Source organism: Pseudomonas sp. P4_C1, from assembly GCF_056402155.1.
In genome coordinates, this window is the sequence record NZ_JBFUHY010000013.1 from 34,535 (window position 1) to 58,586 (window position 24,052).

At 59.7% G+C, this 24,052-nt stretch carries 24 protein-coding genes, 1 pseudogene and 1 riboswitch; of the genes and pseudogenes, 5 read left to right on the top strand and 20 right to left on the bottom strand.

Annotation, left to right across the window (positions count from 1 at the left end; all coding sequences use genetic code 11):
* The first annotated feature begins 101 nt into the window (after positions 1-101).
* Positions 102-305, top strand: a complete 204-nt coding sequence (locus tag AC1DU9_RS11290) for a hypothetical protein (protein ID WP_477810190.1) — start codon at positions 102-104, stop codon at positions 303-305.
* Positions 306-407: 102 nt separating this feature from the next.
* Here the strand turns inward: AC1DU9_RS11290 and AC1DU9_RS11295 are convergent, their stop codons facing one another.
* The 3 genes and pseudogenes from AC1DU9_RS11295 to AC1DU9_RS11305 form a co-directional block, all read right to left on the bottom strand.
* Complete coding sequence (locus AC1DU9_RS11295) at positions 408-1,277, bottom strand: NmrA/HSCARG family protein (protein ID WP_477810162.1); 870 nt, start codon at positions 1,275-1,277, stop codon at positions 408-410.
* A 33-nt stretch (positions 1,278-1,310) separates the two neighbouring features.
* Complete coding sequence (locus AC1DU9_RS11300) at positions 1,311-1,853, bottom strand: zinc-binding dehydrogenase (RefSeq protein WP_477810187.1); 543 nt, start codon at positions 1,851-1,853, stop codon at positions 1,311-1,313.
* Between the two features lie 108 nt (positions 1,854-1,961).
* Positions 1,962-2,246, bottom strand: a pseudogene (locus tag AC1DU9_RS11305) (alcohol dehydrogenase catalytic domain-containing protein); the annotation flags it as partial.
* Between the two features lie 102 nt (positions 2,247-2,348).
* Between AC1DU9_RS11305 and AC1DU9_RS11310 the strand changes: the two are divergent.
* A complete protein-coding gene (locus tag AC1DU9_RS11310; protein ID WP_223457282.1) occupies positions 2,349-3,224 on the top strand; it encodes a LysR family transcriptional regulator in 876 nt (291 codons plus the stop codon).
* A 113-nt stretch (positions 3,225-3,337) separates the two neighbouring features.
* On the opposite strand, the gene metC is transcribed toward AC1DU9_RS11310, so the two are convergent.
* From metC to AC1DU9_RS11355, 9 genes are all read right to left on the bottom strand, one after another.
* Positions 3,338-6,088 carry a cystathionine beta-lyase gene (gene metC, locus AC1DU9_RS11315; RefSeq protein ID WP_477810163.1) on the bottom strand — a complete coding sequence of 917 codons (2,751 nt, stop codon included), beginning with the start codon at positions 6,086-6,088 and terminating at the stop codon, positions 3,338-3,340.
* A gap of 41 nt (positions 6,089-6,129) precedes the next feature.
* Complete coding sequence (locus tag AC1DU9_RS11320) at positions 6,130-6,726, bottom strand: cysteine dioxygenase family protein (protein ID WP_223457278.1); 597 nt, start codon at positions 6,724-6,726, stop codon at positions 6,130-6,132.
* Between the two features lie 17 nt (positions 6,727-6,743).
* The gene (locus AC1DU9_RS11325) at positions 6,744-7,580 is read right to left on the bottom strand and encodes an amino acid ABC transporter ATP-binding protein (RefSeq protein ID WP_223457276.1); all 837 of its coding nucleotides are present in this window, start codon (positions 7,578-7,580) and stop codon (positions 6,744-6,746) included.
* Positions 7,567-8,355, bottom strand: a complete 789-nt coding sequence (locus tag AC1DU9_RS11330) for an amino acid ABC transporter permease (protein ID WP_477810164.1) — start codon at positions 8,353-8,355, stop codon at positions 7,567-7,569. Before AC1DU9_RS11330 ends, AC1DU9_RS11325 begins: the two co-directional genes overlap by 14 nt.
* The gene (locus tag AC1DU9_RS11335; protein ID WP_223457272.1) at positions 8,345-9,079 is read right to left on the bottom strand and encodes an amino acid ABC transporter permease; all 735 of its coding nucleotides are present in this window, start codon (positions 9,077-9,079) and stop codon (positions 8,345-8,347) included. Before AC1DU9_RS11335 ends, AC1DU9_RS11330 begins: the two co-directional genes overlap by 11 nt.
* Positions 9,076-10,287 (bottom strand): aminotransferase class I/II-fold pyridoxal phosphate-dependent enzyme, encoded by a 1,212-nt coding sequence (locus AC1DU9_RS11340; RefSeq protein ID WP_223457270.1) that lies wholly within the window; start codon positions 10,285-10,287, stop codon positions 9,076-9,078. The genes AC1DU9_RS11335 and AC1DU9_RS11340 overlap by 4 nt, the downstream gene beginning before the upstream one ends.
* On the bottom strand, positions 10,284-11,702 hold the full coding sequence (locus AC1DU9_RS11345; RefSeq protein ID WP_223457268.1) for an FAD-binding oxidoreductase: 1,419 nt from the start codon (positions 11,700-11,702) through the stop codon (positions 10,284-10,286). The genes AC1DU9_RS11340 and AC1DU9_RS11345 overlap by 4 nt, the downstream gene beginning before the upstream one ends.
* The gene (locus AC1DU9_RS11350; protein WP_223457266.1) at positions 11,699-12,550 is read right to left on the bottom strand and encodes a transporter substrate-binding domain-containing protein; all 852 of its coding nucleotides are present in this window, start codon (positions 12,548-12,550) and stop codon (positions 11,699-11,701) included. The genes AC1DU9_RS11345 and AC1DU9_RS11350 overlap by 4 nt, the downstream gene beginning before the upstream one ends.
* Before the next feature lie 61 nt (positions 12,551-12,611).
* Positions 12,612-13,454 carry a transporter substrate-binding domain-containing protein gene (locus tag AC1DU9_RS11355; RefSeq protein ID WP_477810165.1) on the bottom strand — a complete coding sequence of 281 codons (843 nt, stop codon included), beginning with the start codon at positions 13,452-13,454 and terminating at the stop codon, positions 12,612-12,614.
* Positions 13,455-13,698: 244 nt separating this feature from the next.
* Between AC1DU9_RS11355 and AC1DU9_RS11360 the strand changes: the two genes are divergently transcribed.
* Complete coding sequence (locus tag AC1DU9_RS11360) at positions 13,699-14,550, top strand: LysR substrate-binding domain-containing protein (protein WP_223457261.1); 852 nt, start codon at positions 13,699-13,701, stop codon at positions 14,548-14,550.
* Positions 14,551-14,559: 9 nt separating this feature from the next.
* Here the strand turns inward: AC1DU9_RS11360 and AC1DU9_RS11365 are convergent, their stop codons facing one another.
* From AC1DU9_RS11365 to AC1DU9_RS11380, 4 genes are all read right to left on the bottom strand, one after another.
* Positions 14,560-15,579 (bottom strand): ABC transporter substrate-binding protein, encoded by a 1,020-nt coding sequence (locus AC1DU9_RS11365; RefSeq protein WP_223457352.1) that lies wholly within the window; start codon positions 15,577-15,579, stop codon positions 14,560-14,562.
* Between the two features lie 128 nt (positions 15,580-15,707).
* On the bottom strand, positions 15,708-16,628 hold the full coding sequence (locus AC1DU9_RS11370) for a homocysteine S-methyltransferase family protein (RefSeq protein WP_223457259.1): 921 nt from the start codon (positions 16,626-16,628) through the stop codon (positions 15,708-15,710).
* A complete protein-coding gene (locus AC1DU9_RS11375) occupies positions 16,625-17,674 on the bottom strand; it encodes an ABC transporter substrate-binding protein (RefSeq protein ID WP_477810166.1) in 1,050 nt (349 codons plus the stop codon). Before AC1DU9_RS11375 ends, AC1DU9_RS11370 begins: the two co-directional genes overlap by 4 nt.
* 13 nt (positions 17,675-17,687) lie before the next feature.
* The gene (locus AC1DU9_RS11380; RefSeq protein WP_477810167.1) at positions 17,688-19,802 is read right to left on the bottom strand and encodes an ATP-binding cassette domain-containing protein; all 2,115 of its coding nucleotides are present in this window, start codon (positions 19,800-19,802) and stop codon (positions 17,688-17,690) included.
* A 228-nt stretch (positions 19,803-20,030) separates the two neighbouring features.
* Between AC1DU9_RS11380 and AC1DU9_RS11385 the strand changes: the two genes are divergently transcribed.
* Both AC1DU9_RS11385 and AC1DU9_RS11390 read left to right on the top strand, forming a co-directional pair.
* Positions 20,031-20,192, top strand: a complete 162-nt coding sequence (locus AC1DU9_RS11385; RefSeq protein ID WP_477810168.1) for a hypothetical protein — start codon at positions 20,031-20,033, stop codon at positions 20,190-20,192.
* Positions 20,193-20,245: 53 nt separating this feature from the next.
* On the top strand, positions 20,246-20,836 hold the full coding sequence (locus tag AC1DU9_RS11390; protein WP_477810188.1) for a helix-turn-helix domain-containing protein: 591 nt from the start codon (positions 20,246-20,248) through the stop codon (positions 20,834-20,836).
* Between the two features lie 66 nt (positions 20,837-20,902).
* Here the strand turns inward: AC1DU9_RS11390 and AC1DU9_RS11395 are convergent, their stop codons facing one another.
* The 4 genes from AC1DU9_RS11395 to AC1DU9_RS11410 all read right to left on the bottom strand — a co-directional run bounded on the left by AC1DU9_RS11395 (position 20,903) and on the right by AC1DU9_RS11410 (position 24,009).
* Positions 20,903-21,403, bottom strand: coding sequence for a hypothetical protein (locus AC1DU9_RS11395; protein ID WP_477810169.1), 501 nt, complete (start codon positions 21,401-21,403; stop codon positions 20,903-20,905).
* A 316-nt stretch (positions 21,404-21,719) separates the two neighbouring features.
* Complete coding sequence (locus tag AC1DU9_RS11400; protein ID WP_477810170.1) at positions 21,720-21,884, bottom strand: hypothetical protein; 165 nt, start codon at positions 21,882-21,884, stop codon at positions 21,720-21,722.
* Between the two features lie 2 nt (positions 21,885-21,886).
* Positions 21,887-23,269, bottom strand: a complete 1,383-nt coding sequence (locus AC1DU9_RS11405; RefSeq protein WP_477810171.1) for an NfeD family protein — start codon at positions 23,267-23,269, stop codon at positions 21,887-21,889.
* A 242-nt stretch (positions 23,270-23,511) separates the two neighbouring features.
* Positions 23,512-23,563, top strand: a riboswitch (Fluoride riboswitch).
* A gap of 233 nt (positions 23,564-23,796) precedes the next feature.
* Positions 23,797-24,009, bottom strand: coding sequence for a hypothetical protein (locus AC1DU9_RS11410; RefSeq protein WP_477810172.1), 213 nt, complete (start codon positions 24,007-24,009; stop codon positions 23,797-23,799).
* Positions 24,010-24,052: the final 43 nt, after the last annotated feature.

Consider the following 24,052-nt stretch of genomic DNA (forward strand, 5'->3'; position numbering starts at 1 on the left):
CAGCGCTCAAACAACCGCGTCGCAGCGCCTGTTTGTCCGGGGTAGACGATACCTCCCTCTCATCTCTAATGCATAGCCGCTATAGCGGCAAGGACGAAGTCATGCCTGAAGAAAAGATAACGTTCGTGAACGGTGAGCCGGCCGAGTGCGGCTGCCAGATGAAATTCAGTTCTGGCAGCGGCGATTACTCCGACGTGCTCTACGTCATGCCCTGCGCCACATATATTCCTGCTGCGCCAACTGGAGGGAGCGAGAGCGGAAATGGCCTTGGCAGTGAATGCCTGAAACCTAAAACGTGCGATTAGCGTACTCGGGGCCGCCAACTGATGGCGCTAATGGGCTGGAAGGCCATTTTTTGTTTGTCGCCCACACAAAAACAAACGCCCCGTCCTCACTGCCCTCGCTGTTTAAACCTCTGCAATGGCTTCGCGAACGAAGTCTTCATAGGTGCGCAGCGGGTGCCCGATGATGGCCTCTAACCGGTCCACTGTTCCGTCAGCCGCATGCATGCCGAACGTCTGGATACCCGCCATCATCAGGCGCATGTCATAGGCCAACCAGGTGGGACCGTACGAAGCCAGCTGTCCTTCGAAGGCCGCCACATCGTCACTGCCGTAGGCAATGTCGCGACCCAGGGCGGAACTCCAGATCTTCGCCACGGACGCACCGGTAAGCGCTTGCGGTCCAACCAACTCCAGGGTTACGCGATCCAGAGCAGAAGACGCTTTGTCGCGTCGCAGCAACTCGGCAACGGCGACATCGGCGATATCGCGTGCATCAATCATCGAGACGCCCGCCGAGCCGATCGGCATCGGGTACACCGAGTAGTTCTGAATCGTCTGTTGGACCATACGGTCGTTTTGCATGAAGTAAGCCGGACGCAGGATAGTTGCGGGGATGTCGAGGCTTTCGATCATGCGTTCAACCGTATGCTTGCCGGTGAAGTGCGGAACATTGGTGAACTTGTCGGCATGAATCACCGACAGGTAAACGAGGCGCTCGATGCCAGCCTCGCGTGCAAGGTTCAGCGTGATGAGGGCTTGCGTCAACTCATCGGGCGTAACGGCGTTGAGCAGGAACAGCGTCCGCACCGACGACAGCGCGAGGCGCATCGACGGTACATCGGTGAGGTCTGCAACAACTTCAGTGACGCCGGCCGGGAAGTCCCGCTTACCAGGTTGGCGCACAAGGGCTTTGACCTCGGCGCCCGCGTCGGCAAGGCCCTGAGTGATGAGTGAACCAATGGTGCCCGTGGCACCAATAACGAGAATGCTCATTTTTGAATCTCCTACAGTGGATACTTAGGTGGGTCAGCGAGAGAAGTCCGCAACGACCTTGCCAGTCCGTGAAACGCTGCGATTGCGTTCGATGGCCTCAGGGATGTCGGCGAAGCCAACGATCTTGCCGATCCTGGACTGCAGCGTGCCGCTGGCGATTTCCTGGGCCAGCGACTCCAGCAATTCCGGGTCGGGTTTGTTCATGAACCAGAGGCCTCGGCGATTCACCGGCGTGCGCGCCAGAATGTCCGGTGATGACGTGCCGACAATGACGCCGTTTTCCGCCAACACCTGCCACGAGCGATCCAGTACCTCACCCCCGACGTAATCGAGCACCAGGTCAATGTCCCGGACTACATCCTCGAAACGTTGGGATTGATAGTCGATGACATGATCCGCGCCGAGGCTGCGCACATAATCCAGGTCAGCCGTGCCCGCAGTTGCGAAGACCTCGGCGGCGGCCCGCTTGGCGTACTGCACGGCATAGGCGCCCAGCGCCCCTGCCGCGCCATGGATAAGGATTCGCTGGCCTGGATGGATCGGTCCTGCGTGATGAAGACTCTTCCAGGCCGCCAAGGCTGCTACGGGTATGGCGGCAGCATGGACGTCATCAAGATTTTCAGGCGTAAGGGAAAGGCTCGCTTCACTGACGCTCACGAATTCGGCGTACGCGCCCAGCCCTCCCACCGCGCCCATGACTCGATCGCCGACACGAAAGCGAGAGGCTCCGGGGCCGACAGCCTCGACAACTCCCGCCATTTCGGCGCCGAGTACTATTGGCAGTGGAAGCGGGAAAGCATTTCGCACATGGCCCTCACGGACCTTCCAATCGATGCCGTTCACGCCAGCGGCTCGAACTCGAACCAGAACCTGACCTTGCCCTGGTTCTGGCTTTTCGATCTCGGTCACTTGCGCGGCGTCAGCGCCGCCGTATGCCCGGATCAGTACAGCACGTTGCATGGTGCTCATAACAATTCCTCGTATCGAGTTCCGATGACGAGAAGATATGCTGTTGCACAGGTAAAGCAGAGACACCAAAATACAGACACTTCGTTTCAAAAATGGAACACAATGAACCTGAACGCTCTGATCGATTTCATACTCGTCGCAACGAATGAGGGGCTGGGAAAGGCAAGCCGTGCGAGCGGTATCTCCAAAGCCACCTTATCGCGCCGAATCTCCGACCTTGAGGAACAACTGGGCGTGAGGCTGATCGAGCGCAGCGCTCGCGGCCTGAAGCTCACCGAAGCCGGCGAAATGCTGATGGCTCGAACAGAAGGCCCGTTGGCCGAGGTGGCCGAAGCCATGACGGTGGCCCGTGAGGGCGTATCGACGCCTCGCGGACGCTTGCGTGTCGCCTCCCCAGTCCTGTTCTCCCAGCTTGCAATGGGCCGCATCGGCGCCGAATTCTGTGCCGCCTACCCGGAGGTCGAAATCGAAGTCGTGGCGGAGGATCGCCTGGTCGACCTGGTCGAGGAACAATTTGACGTCGCCATCCGGATCAACCCGAGCCCAGACAGCAGTCTGGTCGGCCGCTGCTTCGCCAAGGACCGGCTGGTAGTTGTGGCTGCGCCTGAAATACCCAAGCCCATGCCCGGTGCGATCAGACCGGTTCCCAGCATCGTGGTTTCGAGTTTCCAGCCCACCCACTGGAAACTCGATGGAGGACACTTGGTTCTGGAGCCCATCCCCAAGCTGCGGTTCTCTTCGTTACTGATGATCCGCGATGCTGCTATCGCTGGCGGTGGTGCAGCCCTCATTCCACAGTCCATCGCATGGAACCAGCTTGCCCGTGGCGAGTTGGTCCAGTGGGGCACGGTATCGGGTGTAGAACCCGAGCTCTGGGTTTTGCACACCTCCAGGCGCCTTGCTGCTCCGAAGGTTCGCGCATTCGTCGATTTCATGTGCGCGAAATACCCGGACATGTCACTGGTTTTAAAGGGATAGAAGCCCACTCCCCAAGACTCAATCTGGAATTGTTTTTTGGGTGTATCAAGCGCAGAAGAGGCTGACTCCGAGCCACGTCACCGAGTTCTTTCTACAGCCGAGGCACTTCGGGCTTACGTTGCGGCAGCAAACGCGCGCTTCAAATCCTCTATCAATGCCTCGACATCCTCCAACCCGATATGCAATCGCAACACCGGACTCAGTGAACGGTCCGTCGCACTTTGGCGATCCTGGGTATCGGCAACGGTAATCAGGCTTTCGAAACCGCCCCAGGAAGCGCCCAGTCCGAACAACTGCAACGCATCGATGAAGCGCTCGACATAAGCGTCGTCCGCTTCGTTGAGCTCAAAGGACAGCAAGCCGTTACTGCCCTTGAAATCCCGTTGCCACAAGGCGTGGCCGGGATGGTCGGGCAAGGCCGGATGGAACACCCGTTTCACCTGCGGTTGCGCTTGCAACCAATGGGCGATTTCCAGCGCCTGGCGCTCGTGCACCTCCAGTCGCGTTGCCAGTGTCCGGGCACCGCGCAGCACCAGATAAGCATCGTCCGGGCTGACGGTGGCGCCAAAGGTGTCGCTCATGGCCGCCAGTGGCTGCCAGGTTTCCTCACGGGTGCAGACGCTGCCCATGACCACATCGCTGTGGCCGCACAGGTACTTGGTCAGCGCCATGATCGAGATGTCCGCGCCGAGGGTCAGCGGGCGGTACAGGTAACCCGAGCCCCAGGTGTTGTCGACGGCCAGCAGGATGCCTCGCGGTTTGCACAGGGCGGCGATGGCCGGCAAATCGCACAATTCATACAACAATGAGCCTGGCACTTCGGTGTAGACCATTTTCGTGTTGGCTTGCAGTTGCGCCTGCAGGTCGCTGCCATCCGGGGTGAAGTAGCTGACCTGGATGCCGAAAGGCTGAAGAAAATCCCGGGCCAGACGCCGAACCGGGGCGTATACCGCATCGGTGATCAACACATGATCGCCGGGACGCAGGTACGCCAGAAACACCTGCGCAACCGCTGCCAGGCCAGTGCCGAACAAGCGCGTGCGATAACCCCCTTCCAGCTCGGTGACCAGGTCTTCCAGGGCGAAGGCCGTCGGGTTGCCACGGGCGCCATAACTCAGCACCCGCTCGCTATCACGGCGCGCACGGGCGTCGCGCATTTGCGCCAGGTTATCGAACAGCACGGTGCTTAAACGGGTGACCGGCACGTTGACTGATCGACCACCGACGCCTTGCCCGGTACGCGCCGCATGAACCAGGCGCGTGCGCACCCGCGCATCGTCACGGGTTTGAGACTGCAGGGGGTTAAGACTGGCGATTTCATCGTCGTTCATCTGCGCCAGCAAACCGATTTCCCAGGCCAGGTACTGCCGCGCCGCCTCCTTGTTGCCGGAGTGGCGATCATGGGTGAAGAACAGGAAATCGATGCACTGATCATTGGCAGGCGTGTCTGGACGTTCCTCCACAACAAAACCGGCCGCACGCCAGGCAGCCAGTCCGCCGTCCAGCAATCGCAGCTGTGCACGCTGGGTTTCGGGCAACTCCTGCGCCGCGAATGCGGCCAGCAATGGATCATCGGCCAGCAACACCAACGGCCGGTTCTCACCGGCTACATGTGTCGCCAACAGCGAGCGGATCGACCAGCGCGAGCTGGCAATATGGCCCTTGCGATAGGCCATGCTCGGGCGCAAATCGATCAGCGCGACCGCGTCATCCTTCAACGCATCGGCCAGTGCCAATGGCGTGATCAATGGCAACGTCTCTTCAGCTTCAACCTCGATTGCGGGCAACGCCAGACTGCTGCTCACGCCACCTTCAAGCACATAGGCTTCATGCCCCAACTGACGCAGCCAACTGGCGACAATCGGCGCACGCACGCCGTCGCTGTCGATCAGCACCAACCGCGCCTGACGCACGCCAACGTACAGATCGGTGGATTGAATCAACTGCCCGCCCGGCGTGTGTTGTGCACCGGGAAGACTGCCGGCGGCAAACTCTTCAGCAGTGCGCACGTCGCACAGAAACAGACTGCGCCCGGCCTCTTCGGCCCACTGCGCGACTTGCTCGGCCACAACGGTTTTCACCCCGGCGCGTTCCGCCAGTCGGGCGGCGGCCACACGCTGTGCGGCCAAAGGTGCGACCGACACGGCATCGGCATAACGACGGCTGCTGCCATGCTCCAGCTGAAAATCTTCCAGGTACCAACCCTGGGTGCCGTTCTCCAAGGCGTAGATCGGGTTCTTCAATCCCAGGTTGATCAGCGTTTGCGCGCCGATGATACTGCGGGTCCGACCGGCGCAATTGACCACGATCGGCGTGGTTTCATCCGGCACCAGGTCATGGATGCGATAACCCAGCTCACCGTTCGGGCAGCACACGGAACCGGGAATGGTCATCTTGCGGTACTCATCGAACGGCCGACCGTCCAGCACCACCAACGGTTCGCCAAGGGCTTGCCAATCGGCCAACTGCTGCGCGGTGACATGCGGCGTGTGACTGGCCTCTTCCACCAACTCGCCGAAGGCCTTTGACGGCACATGCACACCGGCAAACAGTCGGTAACCGGCAGCCTGCCAACCCTCGGCGCCACCCTCGAGAACGTGCACGCGCTCATACCCCAACGCCTGAAGGCGCTGAGCGGAACGTGCGGCGACATCGCCGACATTCTGGTCATAGATCACCAGCCGCACCTGAGGATTCGGCGCCAGACGCCGCACCTTCAGCTCCAGTCGGCTATAGGGCAGGTTCACCCCGAAAAACAGATGGGCCTCGCCATACTGGCCGTGCTCGCGCACATCAAACAGGGCGATTTCCTGTCCGTCGAACAGCCACTGCTGCAATTGCGCTGGGGTTACGGTCTGGCTCATGGAAGTCCCGCTTGAAAAAGAAATTATTGAAGCGCGATCGATCATGCGTAAGCCTTGATCGACGGCGCCATTTGCGAGGCGTTGTAATTGAGAATGCGTCCGTCAGCCTCGACGCCGTAACGGCCATTGAGGGATTCCAGCGGCAGGCCGTACAGGTGGAAATGCAGGGTCGCCTGCTCGCCTTCGACGCGAATCCCGTGCAGATCTTCGCCGAGAAACGAGATCGAGGTGCCGGGTTGCACGATCACTTCTTTTTGCAGATGCAAGGTGGTGAAACCGGGTTCGCAACCTTCGTCGTCACGGCCGTACACGTAGTTGATTTCCTGGCCTTCGACGGCGCTGATGATTGCCCAGGTTTCGTGGTTGTGCGCGATTGTGCTTTTACCCGGCAACAACGAGTTCAGGTACAGCGTCGGCGTGTCGCCGTCGTCATTCAGACGGTAGCGAAACGCGGTGCTGCCCTGCCCCGGCACCGGTGCCGGGAAGGCGTCGAAATTGAACAGATCACGACGCTCGGCCAGTGCTTCGAGCAGAACAACGATTTCCACCAGCGCGGCGCGGTCGACGCCCCGTTGATTGATGACGCGGATTTTCTTCAGGAAATCCTCGATGACGGCGGCACGGTTTTCGGTACTCATGAACAGGCTCCTCGGTGTTAGACGGACAGGCTGTAGCGACCCAGGTTGGTCAGCAGATACGGATCGTTGGCAACGGCGGGACGGCGCCCCGGATCACCCAAGGCATGACGCAGGAATTCCTGGGTGCGCTCACTGGTCGGGTGCTGAAAAATCTGTGCGGCGCTGCCGTGTTCGACGATCACGCCGTTTTCGGTGAAGTAGACGATGTCGCTGATCTCTTCGGCGAAGCGCATTTCGTGGGTGACCAGAACGCAGGTCATGCCCTCTTCGGTCAGCTCGCGAATCACCGTCAGCACCTCGCCGACGGTTTCCGGGTCAAGGGCCGAGGTCACTTCATCGAACAGGATCAGTTCCGGGCGCATCGCCAGCGCCCGGGCAATCGCCACGCGCTGTTGCTGGCCGCCGGACAGTTGCCCCGGATAGGCATCGGCCTTGTGCTCCATGCGCACTTTCGCCAGCAAGGCACGCCCGTCTTTTTCGGCATCGGCGCGGCTGCGCCCCAACACCTTGCGCGGCGCAATCGCCAGATTTTCGAGCACCGACAAATGCGGGAACAGGTTGTACTGCTGGAACACAAACCCCACGCGCTTGCGCAACTCGATGCGCTGGGCTTCCTGCGCCAGGTTATGCACCTCGGTGGCGCCGACGCGGATAGTGCCGCGCTGCGGCTGCAACAACCCGGTGATGCAACGCAGAATCGTCGACTTGCCGGAACCGGACGGGCCGATGATCGACACCGCCTGTCCACGGTGCACATCAAGGTCGATGCCTTTGAGTACCGGATTGCTGGCGAACGACAGGTGCAGATCGCGCAGGCTGACCAGAGGCTCGGCGACGGTTTCAGTAGAAGGCATAACGTCGCTCCAGGCGTTGGGTGAGACGGGAAATCGGGTAGCAATAAGCGAAGAACAACACCAGCAGGCTCAGGTAAATCACCACGGTGAAGCCGGTCATGTTCACGGTGTTGCTGGCGATCTGCGCGGTGTCGATCACGTCATGCACGCCCACCAGCGAGGCCAGCGCCGTGCCCATGGTGATCACGGCGTAGAGGTTCATCCACGGCGGCAACATGCGTTTGAAGCACTGCGGCAAGATGATCGAGCGGAAAATCTGTCCGCGGGTAAACGCCAGGGAACGTGCGGCTTCCCATTGGGTGCTGGGGATCGAGGCAATGGCACCACGGAAAATTTCCGCGACGTTGGCACTCGCCGGTAGCGCTAGCCCGAGGGTGACCTTGGCCCAGTCGGGGAACGAGACATAGGTGCTGCCGATCCTGACCTCGAACGGGAACACATAGGTGGTGAAATAGATCAGCACCAGCCACGGCGCATTGCGGAAAATCTGCACCCAGATCCGCGCCGGCAAACGCAGCAAGCGCAATGGCGACAATGCCAGCGCCCCCACCAGTAACCCCAGCACCGAACCCAGCGCGATGGCGACCAGGCTGATCAGAATGTTCTGGCCAAAGCCCGCAACCAGTGCCGGCGACCATTGCAGCAAGGCGTTGAGCACCAGGCTTTGCGGGGCGAACCATAGCAGCCAGAGCACGGTGCCGAGCAACAGCAACAGCTTGCCGACATGCCGACGCGACCAGGCCACCGGCGCGGTGACGGACGATTCAATGGCCATAACCGGGCATCCTCAAGTGCGCTTCCAGGTAGCGCCCCACACAATTGACGATAAAACTCAGAAGACCGAAAAAGCTCAGGATCAGGATCATCAGCTCCAGCACGTTATCGCTCTGGGTCCAGATCATGATCGACGCGTAGGTGATGTCGCCGACGGCAATCGCCGAGGCCACGGCGGTCATCTTCACCAGGTCGATCAGGTTGTTGATCAGCGACGGCAAGGCGAAGCGCACCGCCAGCGGCAGTTGCACATTCCACAGCAATTGGCGGCTGCTGAACGCAAGGGAACTGGCGGCTTCCAGTGTCACGGTCGGCACCGCTTCGATGCCGGCGCGCAAGGCTTCGGCATGGAACGCGCCCTTGTGCAGCGAGATCACGATCACCACCCAGGCGAACGGCGTCAGCGGGTTCGCCGCGCCGACCGCCTGGGTCAGCAGCATGTTCAACACCAGGAACGCGCAATACAGCTGCACCAGCGTCGGCGTGTTGCGAGTGACTTCGACGAAGACCCGCGCCGGTTTCGCCAGCCAGGGTTTTCCCGACGTCAGCATCGCCGCCAAGCCGACACCGGCGAGCAAACTGCCAACGATGGTGAACAGGCACAACCACACCGTGGTCAGCGCGCCTTGCACCAGGCTTGCGCGCTGATAGGCGTCCAGCAGAAAGCTGTAGTTCAGACCGAAACCGGCGGTCCAGTGGACGAAAAGATCCAGCCAGTGACTCATGCCGTCCCCCGCAGTTGCGCGCAGGCCCGAGCGATGCGGCGCCCGGCTTCAGCGACGCTGTCGGTCGCGGTGGCGATGGACAGGCGAAACCACGGCGACAAGCCATACGCACTGCCCGCCACACCGGCCACGCCCTCTTCCAGCAAATAGGCGACGACGTCAGCGTCGCTGTTCAAGCGGTTGCCGTCGGGGCGATAACGCCCCAGCAAACCGGCACAACGGACAAACACGAAGAAGCCGCCCTGCGGCTCAAGCACTTCAAGACCGTCGACAGCGCGCAAGGCGCTCACCAACAGATCCCGACGCTGCTGATAGGCCACGACCTGCTCGGGCAGGAAATCCAGCCCGCCTTCGAAGGCCGCCAACGCGGCGGCCTGGCCCACCGAGGACGCCCCGGAAGTGGATTGCGATTGCACCACAGCCATCGCACTGGTCAGCACCTGTGGCCCTGCGCCAAAACCGATGCGCCAGCCGGTCATGGCATACGTCTTCGACACACCGCCCACCAGCAGGCAACGCTCCTGCAGATCCGGTGCGACATTGAGCAGGTTCTGCGCCGGCTGACCGTCGAAACGAATGTGCTCGTAGAGCTCATCCAGCAGAATCAACACCTGCGGATGACGGCGCAGCACCTCGGCCAGCGCCTGCAACTCCACCGCGCTGTACACCGCACCACTGGGATTGCCGGGACCGTTGAGGATCAGCCAGCGCGTGCGCTCGCCGATGTGTTGTTCAAGCTGGTGTGCCGTGAGCTTGCAGCCCTGCTCAAGCCCGCATTCGATGAACACCGGTTCGCCACCGTTGAACCGTACGCTGTCCGGGAACGATGGCCAGTAAGGCGTGGGCACCAGCACTTCATCGCCATCGTCGAGGGTCGCGGCGAACGCGTTGAAGATGACCTGCTTGGCGCCGTTGGCAATCACGATGGAGGGCAGCGAATAGTCCAGGCGGTTTTCCCGCTGGAGTTTGCGCTGCACGGCGAGCCGCAAGGCTTTCACCCCAGGCGTCGGCGTGTACTTGGTGGCACCGGCGGCGATCGCGGAATACGCCGCCTGCTTGATGTGTTCAGGCGTGTCGAAATCCGGCTCGCCGGTGGTCAGGTCGAGGATGTCGTGACCGGCCTCACGCAATTCGGTAGCGCGGGATTTGGCGGCGGCATTGGCCGACAGGGAGACGCGCTGCACACGCTTGGAAAGTCTGAGCGTCATGACTGACTTACCTCCACGACCTTGCCCGGATTGAGCAGATTCTTCGGGTCCATGGCTTGTTTGATACGCCGCATCAGATCCAGCTCCACCGCGCTTTTGTAGCGCCCCAGCAGGCCCAGCTTGCGTTGGCCGATGCCGTGTTCAGCGCTGATGGAACCACCGCGGGCATGGGCACTGTCGTGCACCAGAAGACTGAGTGCCGCGTAATTCGCCATGTGCGCATCCACCGTCGAATCCAGCGGATGAGCGACGTTGTAATGCAGGTTGCCGTCGCCCAGATGGCCGAAGGTGAAATGGCGAACACCGGGAAAGTGCGCCTGCAACAGCGCATCGGTGTGGCTGACGAACGCCACGACCTGGGAAATCGGCACCGAGATATCGTGCTTCATGTTGCGACCGGCGCGCTTCTGCGCCTCGCTCATGTTTTCGCGCAACAGCCACAGCGCGTCGCTTTGCGCGAGGCTTTCGGCGATCAGCGCATTGGCCAGCAAGTCCTTTTCGAACGCATCGCCAAGCACCGCTTCAAAGGCTTCGCGGGCGTGAGTTTCGCTGTGGTTATCCGAGAGTTCCAGCAACGCGAACCAAGGCTGACTGACACCGAGGAAAGGTTGCGGACCTTCGGGAAATTGTTCGTGCAACAAGGCCAGGCAGTCGGCACTGAGCAGTTCGAAAGCCGTGAGGCTGGCTCCAAACCCGGCACGGGCATGGGACAGGAATTGCACCGCTTGCGCCAGCGAATCAAAGGCCAATAACGCCGTAGCCTGAGCCTTGGGCAGCGGGAACAGTTTCAGCGTGGCGGCAGTGATAATACCGAGGGTGCCTTCACTGCCGATGTACAGGTCACGCAGATCGTAGCCGGTGTTGTCCTTGCGCAGACCGCGCAGGCCGTTCCAGATTTCGCCCTGGGCGGTTACCACTTCCAGCCCCAGCGTCAGCTCGCGGGTATTGCCGTAGCGCAATACGGCGGTACCACCGGCATTGGTGCCGAGATTGCCGCCAATGGTGCAACTGCCTTCGGCGCCCAGACTGAGGGGAAACAGGCGACCGGCGTTGCGGGCGACGTCCTGCACGTTTTGCAGAATGCAGCCGGCTTCGACGGTCAACGTGTCGTTGTCGGTGTCCACAGCGCGCACCCGGTTCAGGCGATCCAGCAACAGCAACACCGCACGACCGCTGGCGTCCGGCGTGGCGCCGCCCATCAGCCCGGTATTACCGCCCTGCACCACCACCGGCGTATCGGCGGCCACACAGGCGCGGACCACGGCCGCAACTTCTTCGGTGTTGGCCGGGTGCACGGCGGCAACGACCTGGCCAACGTAACGTCCCTGTTTGTCAGTCAGGTACGGCGCGGCCTCTTCGCTGCTCTGCACATGGCTCGCGCCGAGCAGTTGCTGCAAGTCTGCGAACAGACTCACGGAAGCACCGCCAGCGGCGCGGCGTTGCGATATTTTTCGTGCAAGTCACGCAGCGCCTGAGACGGTGCCATGTCCGTGCGTTCGCCGAGCTCGATCAGCCAGCCGCTGCGGTGCCAATCGCGCACGATGGCGTCCAGTTTCGCCTGGGTATCCTGCTCACCCTTGCGCAACCAGATCACCGAGTTCGACGGGATCAAGTCACCCGGCAACGGGATCTCGTAACCCGCCCATTCGGCATCGCTCAACAACGCATGCATGGTCGGGCTGACATGCACCGCCGCCACGCAACCGTTGCCGCGCAGGGACAACAACGATTCGGACTGGCTGCGGAATGCCTTGATCTCGGCGCCGTAGGTTTCCTGCAGCGGCTTGATGAAGTTGCTGCCCTGGGACACGCACACCGGTTTGCCCTTGAGGTCGGCCCACTGGGCAATGCCCGAGCCTTTGCGAATCAACGCCGCGCCGCCTACTTCCTCGTATGGCGTGGGCACGTAATCGAGAATCTCGCCGCGTTCTTCGGTGAACTGCATGTTGGCGATCAGGATGTCGACCTTGCCCTGCTGCAGGAACTGCACACGGTTCGGCGCCAGCACCGAGACGGTGTTGGCCTCGACGCCCAAGGCCTTGGCCACGCCCTTGGCGAGCTCGACGTTGTAGCCCAGGTGTTCACCGGTCTTCGGGTCGATGGTGCCGAATGGCGGGCCGCTGAGAATCACCCCGACAGTGATGGCGTGACGCTGCTCGATCTTGTCCAGCGTGGCATCGGCCCGGGCCAGGCTTGCAGCCAATGCGACAGCGCCGGCCAGGCACAGCGAGGACAGGGTTTTAGCGGAAAAAAGACGATTCATGCGCGACTACCTTGAACGGCCGTCGCGCAATGCGGCGGCGTATTGAAGACGATGAGATGAATCAGACGCCGTTGGCCTGAAACTTCTTTTGCAGCTCGACCAGCGCCGGCGATGCAGGCGTGATGCGGTTGCGGGTCTGGGCCTCGATCAACCAGCCGCTGCGGTGCAGCTCCTTGACGATCGGGTCGAGCTTCGCCTGGGTATCGCTCTCTCCGCGACGGGTCCAGATCACTGAAGGCGCCGGGTTCAGTTCCGGGGTGATCGCCCGGTAGTCCTTCCATTCGGGACTGTCGGCGATCAACGGGTTGACCAGCGTGGCGTCGTGCACCGCCGCGACGCAGTTGTTGCCGCGCAGTGCCAGCAAGGATTCGGACGAGCTCTTGAAGGCCTTGATCTCGACACCCAACTCGGTGAGCGGTTTGACGTAGCTGCTGCCTTGCGAGGTGCAGACCGGTTGTCCTTTGAGGTCTTCCCAACGTGCGATCTTGCTGTCCTTGAGGACTGCGGCGGTGCCGCCGACCCGGTAAAACGGCGTCGGCACAAAACCGAGAATTTCGCCGCGTTCCGCCGTCCATTCCATGTTGGCAATCAGCAAATCGACTTTGCCCTGCTGCAGAAACTGCACACGGTTGGCCGGCAACACCGGCACCAGTTCGACTTCAGCACCCAACTGCCGACCCAACTCCTGAGCGAGCTCAACGTTCAGGCCTCGCGGTTTTTGCGTGGCTGGATCGATCCCGCCAAAGGGGCCACCCGACAGCAGCACGCCGACCACCAGCACATGACGCTGCTCGATTTTGTCCAGCGTCGCATCGGCTTGGGCAGCGGTGCTGGCAGCCAGCGAAATCAAGGCACCCAACATCGCAGGCAATAATCGTTTTACAAGCGTGCGCTCAAACAACATGGATTTCCCCTCATGGATGATCGGCGTAACCCCGATCTGATGAGTGGGCATCCTGCGTACTGCGCCAAGGTAACGGAAATACAAATATCTAATATCGTTATAGCTCAGGCGCTGTCATTTTTTAGAAGAACGCTTATAAGCCAACGTTTATTGACCTATACCTGCTTACAGAAAAATCAATTTCTCCTAACACATAAATATATGTAATGTTTATGTTCGCGCCCTTGATATAAAAGCAGCCGCCATGTCGACCCTCGATCTCGAATTACTGCGCACCTTCATTGCCGTGGTCGATCACCACAGTTTTGCCGAGGCCGGTGCACGAATGGCCCGCACTCAGTCGTCGGTCACCCAGCACATGCAACGCCTGGAGCAACAGGTGGGCGTGAGCCTGTTCGAAAAACGCGGGCGGCAAAAGCACCTTACGGAAGCCGGACAGCAGTTGTTACGGCATGCCCGGCAGATGCTTTCGCTCAACGACGACGCGCTGAACTCATTGCGCGAAAGCAGCCTGAGCGGCGTGCTGCGCATCGGTTCGCCCCACGACATCGCCGACACCATCCTGCCGCCCATGCTTAGCCACATCGCGCGATCGGCACCGCGCTTACGTCTGGAGATTGATGTGGGTCGTAGCCCGTTTCTGATGGACGACCTGCACCGGGGCAAAGTCGACATGGTGATTTCCACCCGAGAAGACTCCAGCCTTGAAGGTTTTGCCTTGCGCACCTCGCCGGTGTGGTGGATTTGCTCGGCCCAGTACATCCATACTCCGGGCGAACCCTTGCCACTGATTCTCGTCGAGGAACCGAGTATCTATCGCCGCTACGCGCTGGAGGCCCTGGAGCGCGCCAACATTCCCTGGCGCCAGGCTTACCTGGCATCGAACCTGATCGGCATCAAAGCGGCGACGCGTGCGGGACTGGGCGTCACCCCCAGAAGTATGGAAATGCTCGGCCCGGACATGCGCGTACTGGGTGAAAATGACGGATTGCCGCGACTGCCAGACGTGACCTATCACTTGTGGATTCGCCCGAACACCGTAAACCCGCTAGTGCGTCGGGCGTATGAGTTGATCAAAAGCAGTCAAGGGCACTGATGCCCCGGTTCAGCTGCCCGCACCGCCGTGGGCTTCTTCAAAGAAGTAGTCCTTCCAGCTGGCCGCCTTGTTTTTCAGTACGCCTAACTCCTGCAATTTTTCGGCATAGATGAAGGTGCGCTGTGGCACGACGGTAAAGTCGATTTCGGGGTCGGCGACGATTTTCTCAACCAGCGGCAAGGCCAGCTTCGACTGCTCCACCCGGATATAGATCTGGGCTGCCGCGGACTTGTCAGCCTTGATTATTTTCTCGGCCTCGGCCAGCGCGTCGTAGAACGCCTTGTAGGTTTTCGGGTTTTCGTCGTGGAATTTTTCAGTGGTGTACAGCACGTTAAACGTGGCCTGCCCGCCGAGTACGTCGTAGGAGCTCAGTACCTTGTGCACGTTGGGATTCTGCAGTTCCTGGTACTGGAACGGCGGACTGGAAAAATGTGAATTGATCTCTGAACCGCCAGCGATCAGCGCCGCTGTAGCATCCGGGTGCGCAAGGCTGATCGAGATATCGTCAAACTTCTTGAAATTGTCTTTGCCGAACTGTTTGGCCGTTTCGATCTGCAGCGTGCGCGACTGGAAACCGACCCCCGCCGCCGGTACGGCAATGCGATCTTTCTCGGTGAAGTCCTTGAGGCTCTTCACATTCGGTTTATTCGTCAGCAGGTAATTGGGCATCGAGCCCAGCGAGGCAATGGCCTTGACGTTCTGCTTGCCTTTTGTCCGGTCCCAGATCGTGAGCATCGGCGGCACGCCGGCTGACACCACATCCAGCGCGCCGGCCAACAGTGCCTCGTTCATCGCCGTGGCACCGGAGATGCTGTTCCAGTCGACCTTGATATCGAGGCCCTGCCCCTTGCCATGTTTCTCGATGAGCTGCTGATCCCGTACCACATCCAATATCAGGTAACCGATACCAAATTGCTGGGCAATGCTGATCTTGCCTTCGGCGTGAACGCCGGAGCTCAGTAACATACTCGCCGCAGCCAGGGAGGTCGCCAACACTGTCAACGCAGAACGCTTGAAGGGAGTTGCCATGAAAGCGCCATCGCCATCGCCATCAGCTCCGAGCACGCCCGGCAATGTTCTGAATGGCGCCTCAGCGCCCCAAAAACAGCCGGCACCAAAAGTCGCCTGCTCAACCTGTGTTTCCTGTTGAAGATCGCTCATGTTCCAGCGACCCCACTGTCCGCCAACAAGTGCAGGTGCAACTGCGCGATGTGCTCTGGGCCGATTCCACAGCATCCTCCAACAATACTGGCGCCAGCCGCTACCCAGGATCTGGACCAACGCAAATATGACTCGGGATCCAGATCGCTACGAATCTCCAGCAATGTACTGTTGGCTTTGGCCTCTGTGCTGACGGGAGGAAATGCGTTGGCGTAAACCCCTAGCTCAATGCTCTGGTCGAGGCTATCAAGAACATCCCGGGCTTCGGCCAGAGCCGCTGCCATGACTTCCGGCTGACTGCAATTGAACAGCACGACTCTCGCACCCAACTCGGCCGCCACGCGTACCGCCTCGCCGACTGGCTCAGTGGAACGCAGTTGCGGTGACTCATTGACCTCATCCAGAAGCGTAAACGACACCCACAACGGTTTGAGCTCGGTGCCCAGCGCCTCTGCTACCGCCCTGACTTCAGCCGTAGAACTCTGAGTTTCCGCTAACCAGACATCGACATGCGCCCGCAACCCGGCAATAAGCTCTCGATGGATCGTGACAGAACGTTGATGATCGAACAGGTCCGGCCGATAGGATCCGAGAGCCGGCGGTAACGAGCCGGCCACGGTCACCGGCTCGGCACTCTCGGACGCCGCCTGACGAGCGAGCCGCCCAGCCCGCTCAGCCAGCACTCGCCCCTGCGCGGCAAAGCGCTCTTCACCTATATGAAAAGGCACAACCGCGTAGCTGTTGGTGGTGATTATCCGGGCACCGGCATCCACGAACGCCCTATGCGCCCGAAGCACAAACCCGGGCGCCTCGATCAGTGCGAGCGCTGACCATTCAGGCTGACGAAACGGCGCCCCGATACGTTTCAGCTCGCGCCCCATACCGCCATCGAGTAAACGCAAAGAAGATTGACTCATTGGCTTGCACTCACCTTAGGCGCCGACGCGGACAGCCATTGATCAACCTTGGCGGTGTTCGCCTGAACCCACTCTTTGGCCGCGACGTCAGCCGGCAGTTTTTCCTTTTCGATCTTCAGGATCAGCTCATTGAGCTGCGCCGGGTCGATGGCGACATTCTTCAGGAACTCGGCAATTTTCGGGGCGCGTGTCTGCAAGGCTGCGGACGCCAGGACATGAACCCTGGCATCCGGGAAGGCACAGGTAATCTGACTTTTGTTCAGCCAGTCGGGATCGACCGTCGGGCTGATGAATTTCCAGCAGCCATCGACCTTGTAGAGCGGGTCACCTTTTTTGTTGTCCTGGGCGTAGCCGTCGAATGCGGGCTCTTCGAGGCGACGCAGGTCATAGGCCGAGAAGATCCAGTCCGGGGTGTAGGCATAAAACACCACGCCACGTTGCGCCTTGTAGGCCGAGGCCAGCTTGGCATAGGTCACGGAAGCTTCCGTGGACACCGACTCGAACTTATCGGCAAACCCGTAATCCTTGGCCTTGATCTGGCCAATGTAAGTCGACTCCCAGCCGGCCGGCCCCACCAGCAACTCAGCCTTGCCGCCGCCCAGTGGCTCAAACAGCTTGGCCACTTCGGGCTTTTTCAGGTCGTAGATGGATTTAACGCCGTATTTGTCCTGCAAATACCCGGGGATATAGAACCCTTGTTCGCCCGCATAAGGCTTGACGTTTGGCACCAGTGAACGGGAGCCACCCGTGACGTACTTGTTCCAGGCAGCCGACTGATTGGGCAGCCAGATGTCGGTCAACACATCGACCGAGCCGTCGCCTTTCGCGGCGGCACTGAGCAGCACCGCGACATCCCCGGCCAGGTACGAAACATCGCCGTCCAGTCGGGTTTTGATCACCTCTGCGAGGATGTTCTGAATGGCGATTGCACCTGTCCAGTTCTGCTCGCCAATGACGATCTTTTCCTTGGCCAACACGGTTGCCGGGAGAATCAGGGAGGCCAGCAGCGCGGCTGCGCCCACAGTGCGCGATAAGTGTGTCTTCATGATAAGTCTCACGTCAGTTGTGCAGGTGATCTTGCTTGCGCAAGCTCGATTGAATGATTCGGTCAGGGATCAGCGCGCACAGGACAATCGCCACGCCGGCGAGCACACCCTCGCCACCCTTGATATTGCGCAGTGCTGTCATCACGTCATAACCCAGTCCGCCGGCGCCGATCAGCGCGGCCACAACCACCATCGACAGGCTCATGACGATCGTCTGGTTAATTCCCAGCAACAGCGAACGGCGAGCGAGCGGCAACTGCACCTTGATCAGGGTTTGCCAAGAACTGGCGCCGTGCGCGACGGCAGCCTCGACAGCGTCCTTCGGTACTTCCTGAATACCCAACGAGGTCAAACGGATCATCGGCGCCAGCGCGAAAATCACCGTCGCGATCACGGCCGGGGTCTTGCCCACCGAGAAGAACGCCACGGCAGGAATCAGATAGACAAAGGTTGGCAGCGTCTGCATGACATCCAGCAAAGGTGTGAGCAGCCGTCGTACCAGCGGCCGCTTCGCCAGCACAATGCCGGTGGGTACACCGATGACCAGAGCAATCAGTACCGACGAACCGACCAGCGCCAGCGTAGCGATGGTTCGCTCCCAGAAGCCGAACAGGCCGATGTACAACAACGCCGCGCTGCTGGTCAGCGCCAACGCGACGCCAGCCGAACGCCAGGCCAGCAACACCAGCGCCAGCGCCGACACCGTCCAGGGCAGCCAGCCCAGCAGGTTTTCAATCCCTTCGATGACGGTGCGAACGACAACGATCACGCCGATAAATGCCCCCTCGAACGTGACCTGAGACCAGCCGATAAATTCGTCAATGCTCTGCGCTGCCAGCAGTAGCGCCTGGCGATTGGCCGGGAACTGCAGCACTGCATTCGTCGTGTCAGGCGTAATGACTCGCCAGACCACCAAGGCCTGACTGACCAGCAGTACCACCAACGGCAGAACCCAACCCGATGCGTTTCGTCGCACGGGCGCGCGGCTCAGCGAGAACGCAGTGAAGCGGCTGGCAGCGAACACGACGACTGCCGCCAGCACCGCAAACAACGATGTACTGGCAATGCCTTGACCCAGGACGGCCAATGCCGCGAGTTCGCTGGCAAACGTAAGCCAGAACAATCCGCCCTTGGCCCGCGCCCCCAGGGCCGCCGGCCCCAGCAAAAGAGCTTGCCACCCACGCAAGCCAGGGGTAGCGGAATGCTCGCGCAGTTCACTTTCTGGAGCCTTGAAGCTAACGCTGTCCACGCTGTACAGAGGGGATCGTGTGGATGTGCAATCCCGAAAGAAGTCCGCGACTTCGGCGTCAGCGGGATGTTCAAGCAACTGTTCTGGAGTGCCCAACTGCACCAGACGGCCATGGCGCAGCACAGCTATTCGGTCTGCCAGGCGTATGGCTTCGGCCGGATCATGCGTGACTATCAAGGTGCTGATGCCGCGCTCGCGGGCCAGTGCAAGGAAATGGCTTTGCAGATCTCGGCGGATGGTTGGGTCCAGAGCACTGAAAGGCTCGTCCATCAGCAGAATTTCAGGCTCCGTCACCAAGGCCCGTGCCAGGCCGACACGTTGCTGCATGCCGCCGGAGAGCTCATGCGGATAATGCTCGCCCCAACCTTCCAGCCCTACCGCCTGCAACTGCAGGGAGGCTGCCGCGTGACGAATCGACTCACGTTCGCCCCGCAACTCCAGCGCAAGCGCGACGTTATCCAGCACTGTGCGGTGAGGTAACAAACCAAAATGCTGAAACACCATACCGATGCGTCGCGACCTCAAATCACGTAAAGCCTTGTGGCTCAACCCGCTGATCGCTTGACCCTCGATCAAGACTTCACCACTCGTGGGTTCGATCAAGCGGTTGATGTGACGCAACAACGTCGACTTGCCGCTTCCAGACGTCCCCATCAAGCACAAGACCTCGCCCCGACGCACCTTCAAGCTGACATTGCTCACTGCCGGTGGTGCAGAAGAACCTTTTTTTCGCAGATAGGCTTTGGTGACGTTTCGCAGCTCAAGGACCACATCATCCTCATTGGCTTGATCGTCGGAGGGTTTCGCAAGTCGTTGAGCAGACTCGGGCCGGGCAGTCGCAAAAGAGGATGGAATGATAGTCACAGGAGCTCCCGGCATACTTTCTGAGTTCTATAAAGCTAATGGATCTTAAAAAGCACAAACAAATATCTTTTTGGAATTAGCTTAAGCTGCTCCGTTCCTTCCCCTGGGTCAGACCTCGGTCCAATTGCCTGAGCTTAAAATAACTAAAAAGAATTAATAAATACAAAAACAGTATTTATAGTTATATGACTATCCGGGTACGCTCAGTTCATCCCGTCATTTACCACCACAGGGAAGTGCCCCATGAATCCGACAGCCAACGTCATCGACTTCGTCAGCTACCGCAAACGCAAACAGGCTCAGCAACGGGCGCGGGCCATGTGGGAAATGTACGCACGCAATGCAGGTTTGCAGGCCGCTCAGTGGGTGCAAGCCGCTAAAGCCAGCGAGACGCGTCACGCGTGAATGCGCAAGAACCCTCGCGCTTTCTGGCGAGCGCCGACGAACCGGTGCTGGATTTGAACAACCTGGAACCATTGGAAGAAGACCCGATCTGCGGACGGGTCGCACAGAACTTGCAACGCCTGCGCAGCAAGCGTCATCTTTCCCTTGACGCCCTGGCCCGGCAGTGTGGTGTGAGCCGGGCGATGCTGGCGCAGATCGAGTCCGGGCGCAGCGTGCCGTCCATCAAGGTGCTGTGCAAAATCGCCAAGGGCTTGAAGGTGTCGGTGGCCGCCTTTCTGGAGCATCGGGCCTTCGAAGGGGTGGCGATGCTGTCGGCCAGCCAGAGCAAACGTCTGGTCAGTGCCAGCGGCGCCTTTGTCAGCCGCGCGCTGTTTCCGTTCGACGTGGCGCGCCAATCGGAGTTTTACGAACTGCGCCTGAGCCCGTTGGGAGAGGATCAGTCCGAAGGACATGGCCCCGGAGTGCAGGAAAACCTGGTGGTGGCTCAGGGTGTGCTGGAGATCAGCGTCAACGACAAGCGCTACCTGCTCTCCACCGGCGACTCGATCCTGTTCTATGCGGACCAGCCCCACCGCTACCGCAACCCGGCCGACAGTGAGGCGGTGGCCTATCTTGTGGTGACTTACCCCGAACGCCTGGACTGAAAAGCGGACATTAAAAAGCCCGGCAGGGTTAACCCTGCCGGGCTTTTTAACGTCTGATGCCAAGGATCAGCAGGTGCAGCACATCAGCGGCATGCCATTGCAGCTCATCATCATCGGCATGCTGCAGTCGTTCATCATTTTCATCATCAGGGCGCAGCAGCTTTTCATCATGTCCATGTTCATGCCTGCCATCGGCATGATTTTGCACATCATGCAGTCATCCATCATGGTGCATTCCATCACGCACTTCATCGATGGCATCGGCATGCCCATCATCGGCATTGGCATCATCATGTTCATCATCGGCATGGCCATGCTCGCCGGGGACATGCCCATCATGCTCATGTTGCCGCAATGCATCATCATCGGCATGCCGCAGTTCATCATCATCTGCATCATTTCGGCGCTGTTCTTGAACATCGCCATGTCCATGCCGGCGGCCGGCATCATCCTGCACATCATGCCATCGTCCATCATGTCGCAAGTCATGGTCGCCATCATCATCGGCATGCCCATCATCGGCATGTTGGTGTTCATTGGCATTGGCATCTGCATGGCGTTCATCATGGTGTTGTTCCCCGGAGGATTTGAGAGTTGGACGAAGTTGATGGCGTGGATTCTAAGGATTGGCGGATGGCCGGCAAGAGGGTGATCCAGCAGCAAAAATGGACGCCGGAGCCAGATTAATGAAGTACCAGGGGGAGTTACGACTGCTATAGCAGCCGTTTAATTGCTATTGCAGATTTCTTTAAAGCCATCACGCCGTTTCATCGGCTTTGGATATGCAACTTAAATCTTTTTACATAACTGAAAGAAATAAACGATCTAACCAGTACCGACTTGTTTCTCTTCTCCGCCGGGAGACGGACCATACGCTCCCCTATTATGTAAAAACTCGAGAGACTTCAACGTCTCTTGCTTCGCCGTAATCACCGACAGCCTGGTAATCCCCGCCCTCGCGCTCGTATTCACGCAGAATCCGCAAGGCTGAGAACACCAACACAAGGAGCAGGGTTAGCAGTGCGCCAAAACCCAATTCGACGAACATGATCAACCTCCTCGCGGTGGCGTTTCATCCAATGCAATGACCTCCAGCATCAAACCCGTGCGCGCCACCACCCGGACCTGTTGGCCCAGGTGCAGGGGCGAGCGGCTGCGCACTTGCCATTTTTCGCCCTGCAGTTGCACCCAGCCGCTCATCGGCAGATCCGGCAGCAGTCCCGTCACTGTGGCCAGGCTGCCGACCAGGCCCGCATCGCCGCTGACCAGGGCACGGCGTCGTGCCTTGAGCGCCATACCGACCAGAGTCATCAGCAACAGGGCGCTGATCAGTGCCATGCCGATGATCAGCGCCAACGGAATGCCGAAACCCGGCACATCGGTGTCAATCAAAATCACTGCGCCGACTACAAAGGCAACCACCCCACCCAAGCCGATTACACCGAAACTCGGTAGAAACGCCTCGGCGATCATGAAGGCGAGCCCTAGCAGAATCAGTCCGACCCCGGCGTAATTCACGGGCAACAGTTGCAGGGCATACAGCCCCAGCAACAGGCAGATGCCACCGAGCACTCCACCGACGGCCGACCCTGGGCTCATGAATTCGAATATCAACCCATAGACCCCGAACATGATCAGCAGCAATGCCACGCTGGGGTTGGTGATCACCGCCAGCAGTTGTGTGCGCCAATCAGGCGCATGATCGATGAGTGCAGCCCCGGCGGTACTCAGCTTCAACGTCTGACCGGCGACATTCAGGCTCTTACCGTCCAGTTGCTTGAGCAGGTCTGCCACGTCATTGGCCACATAATCGACCACCTTGAGTTTGAGCGCTTCGTCGGCCGACAAGCTGAGCGATTCACGTACCGCTTGTTCGGCCCAGTCGGCATTGCGTCCGCGCAATTGCGCAAGACCACGGATGTAAGCTGCCGCATCGTTGATCTGTTTTCGAGTCAAGGTGTCCCGTAGCTCAGGCGGAGAATTCTTGTCAGTGGTGGGTGAGCGAGGTGGTTCGGGTGCGGTACCGGGCAGGCTGCCGATCTGCACCGGCGTAGCGGCGCCCAGGTTGGTACCCGGGGTCATGGCGGCAATGTGGCTGGCATACAAAATATAGGTGCCGGCGCTGGCCGCGCGTGCGCCACTAGGGGCAACGAAACTGACCACTGGCAGGGGGCTGGCCAGAATCGCCTTGATGATCAAGCGCATCGAAGTGTCCAGCCCGCCGGGGGTGTCGAGGTTGATGACCACCAACTGTGCGCCCTCAGTCACCGCGCGTATCAAGCCGCGCTCCACGTAGTCGGCGCTGGCCGGACCAATAGCATCGTTGACGGTCAGAATCACGACACTGCCCGCAGCCGACGCCGTCGTCGAAACCGTCGGTAGCCAGACCAGCATCATCACCAAGAGCAGGCGGCGCCACCAGTGACTGTTCACGGGACCCTCCCAGGAGCGGGTTCGGCAGTCTTCAACCTTCACTTAAAGCGTAGTTGAGTCAGCCGTAGGCGATACAGGCGCGGCGGTTAACGCAGGGCAAGTGCCAAAACTGTTCACCAAGATCTCATGTCACCGTACTGTGCCTCTTGGAGGGAAAAAGGTGTACCAAAGCAATCTGGACTCTACGGGCTGTACTGATACGAGTGTTTGGTAGCCTGAAAGTCTTGGCGCCGCTGCTATAGGTGAAAACAGGAGATGGCATTCCTCCTTTGTGCTGATGATGCCTACGTGAACCCTGGACAGAGCACGCGTGAAAAATCGAGAAGTCACGCAAAAGTCACGCACATGAAAAAGGCCAATGCTGTGAACATTGACCTAAGTCATTGAATTATATGGTCGGGACGGAGTGATTCGAACATTCGACCCCTGGCACCCCATCTCCTTTTTCATACTTCTTGAAAGCTTACAAAATTTTACTCTGGATTTTTCCAAGCCAGTATTTACTTGAGCTCCAGCGGTGTTCTGCTCTACGAGAGTCCAGTAACGTCCATCAAGAGCCGACGTTTTTGTGGGGGGAAATGACCATCAAAGAACTCGAGTCGCTGACCGCATGACCTGCGCCGCACGGGGGCGATCCACTCGATATCTGCGGCAGACAACGCCAGCAGACCTGGCTTATCGCCGCGGCCCATGGCTGCAAAAAAATTCTTCACAGTCTGGACATTCTCTTGTGTGCTCATCGAAATCTCTCCATTTCCTTTACCCAGGATCGTGTCCGATCTA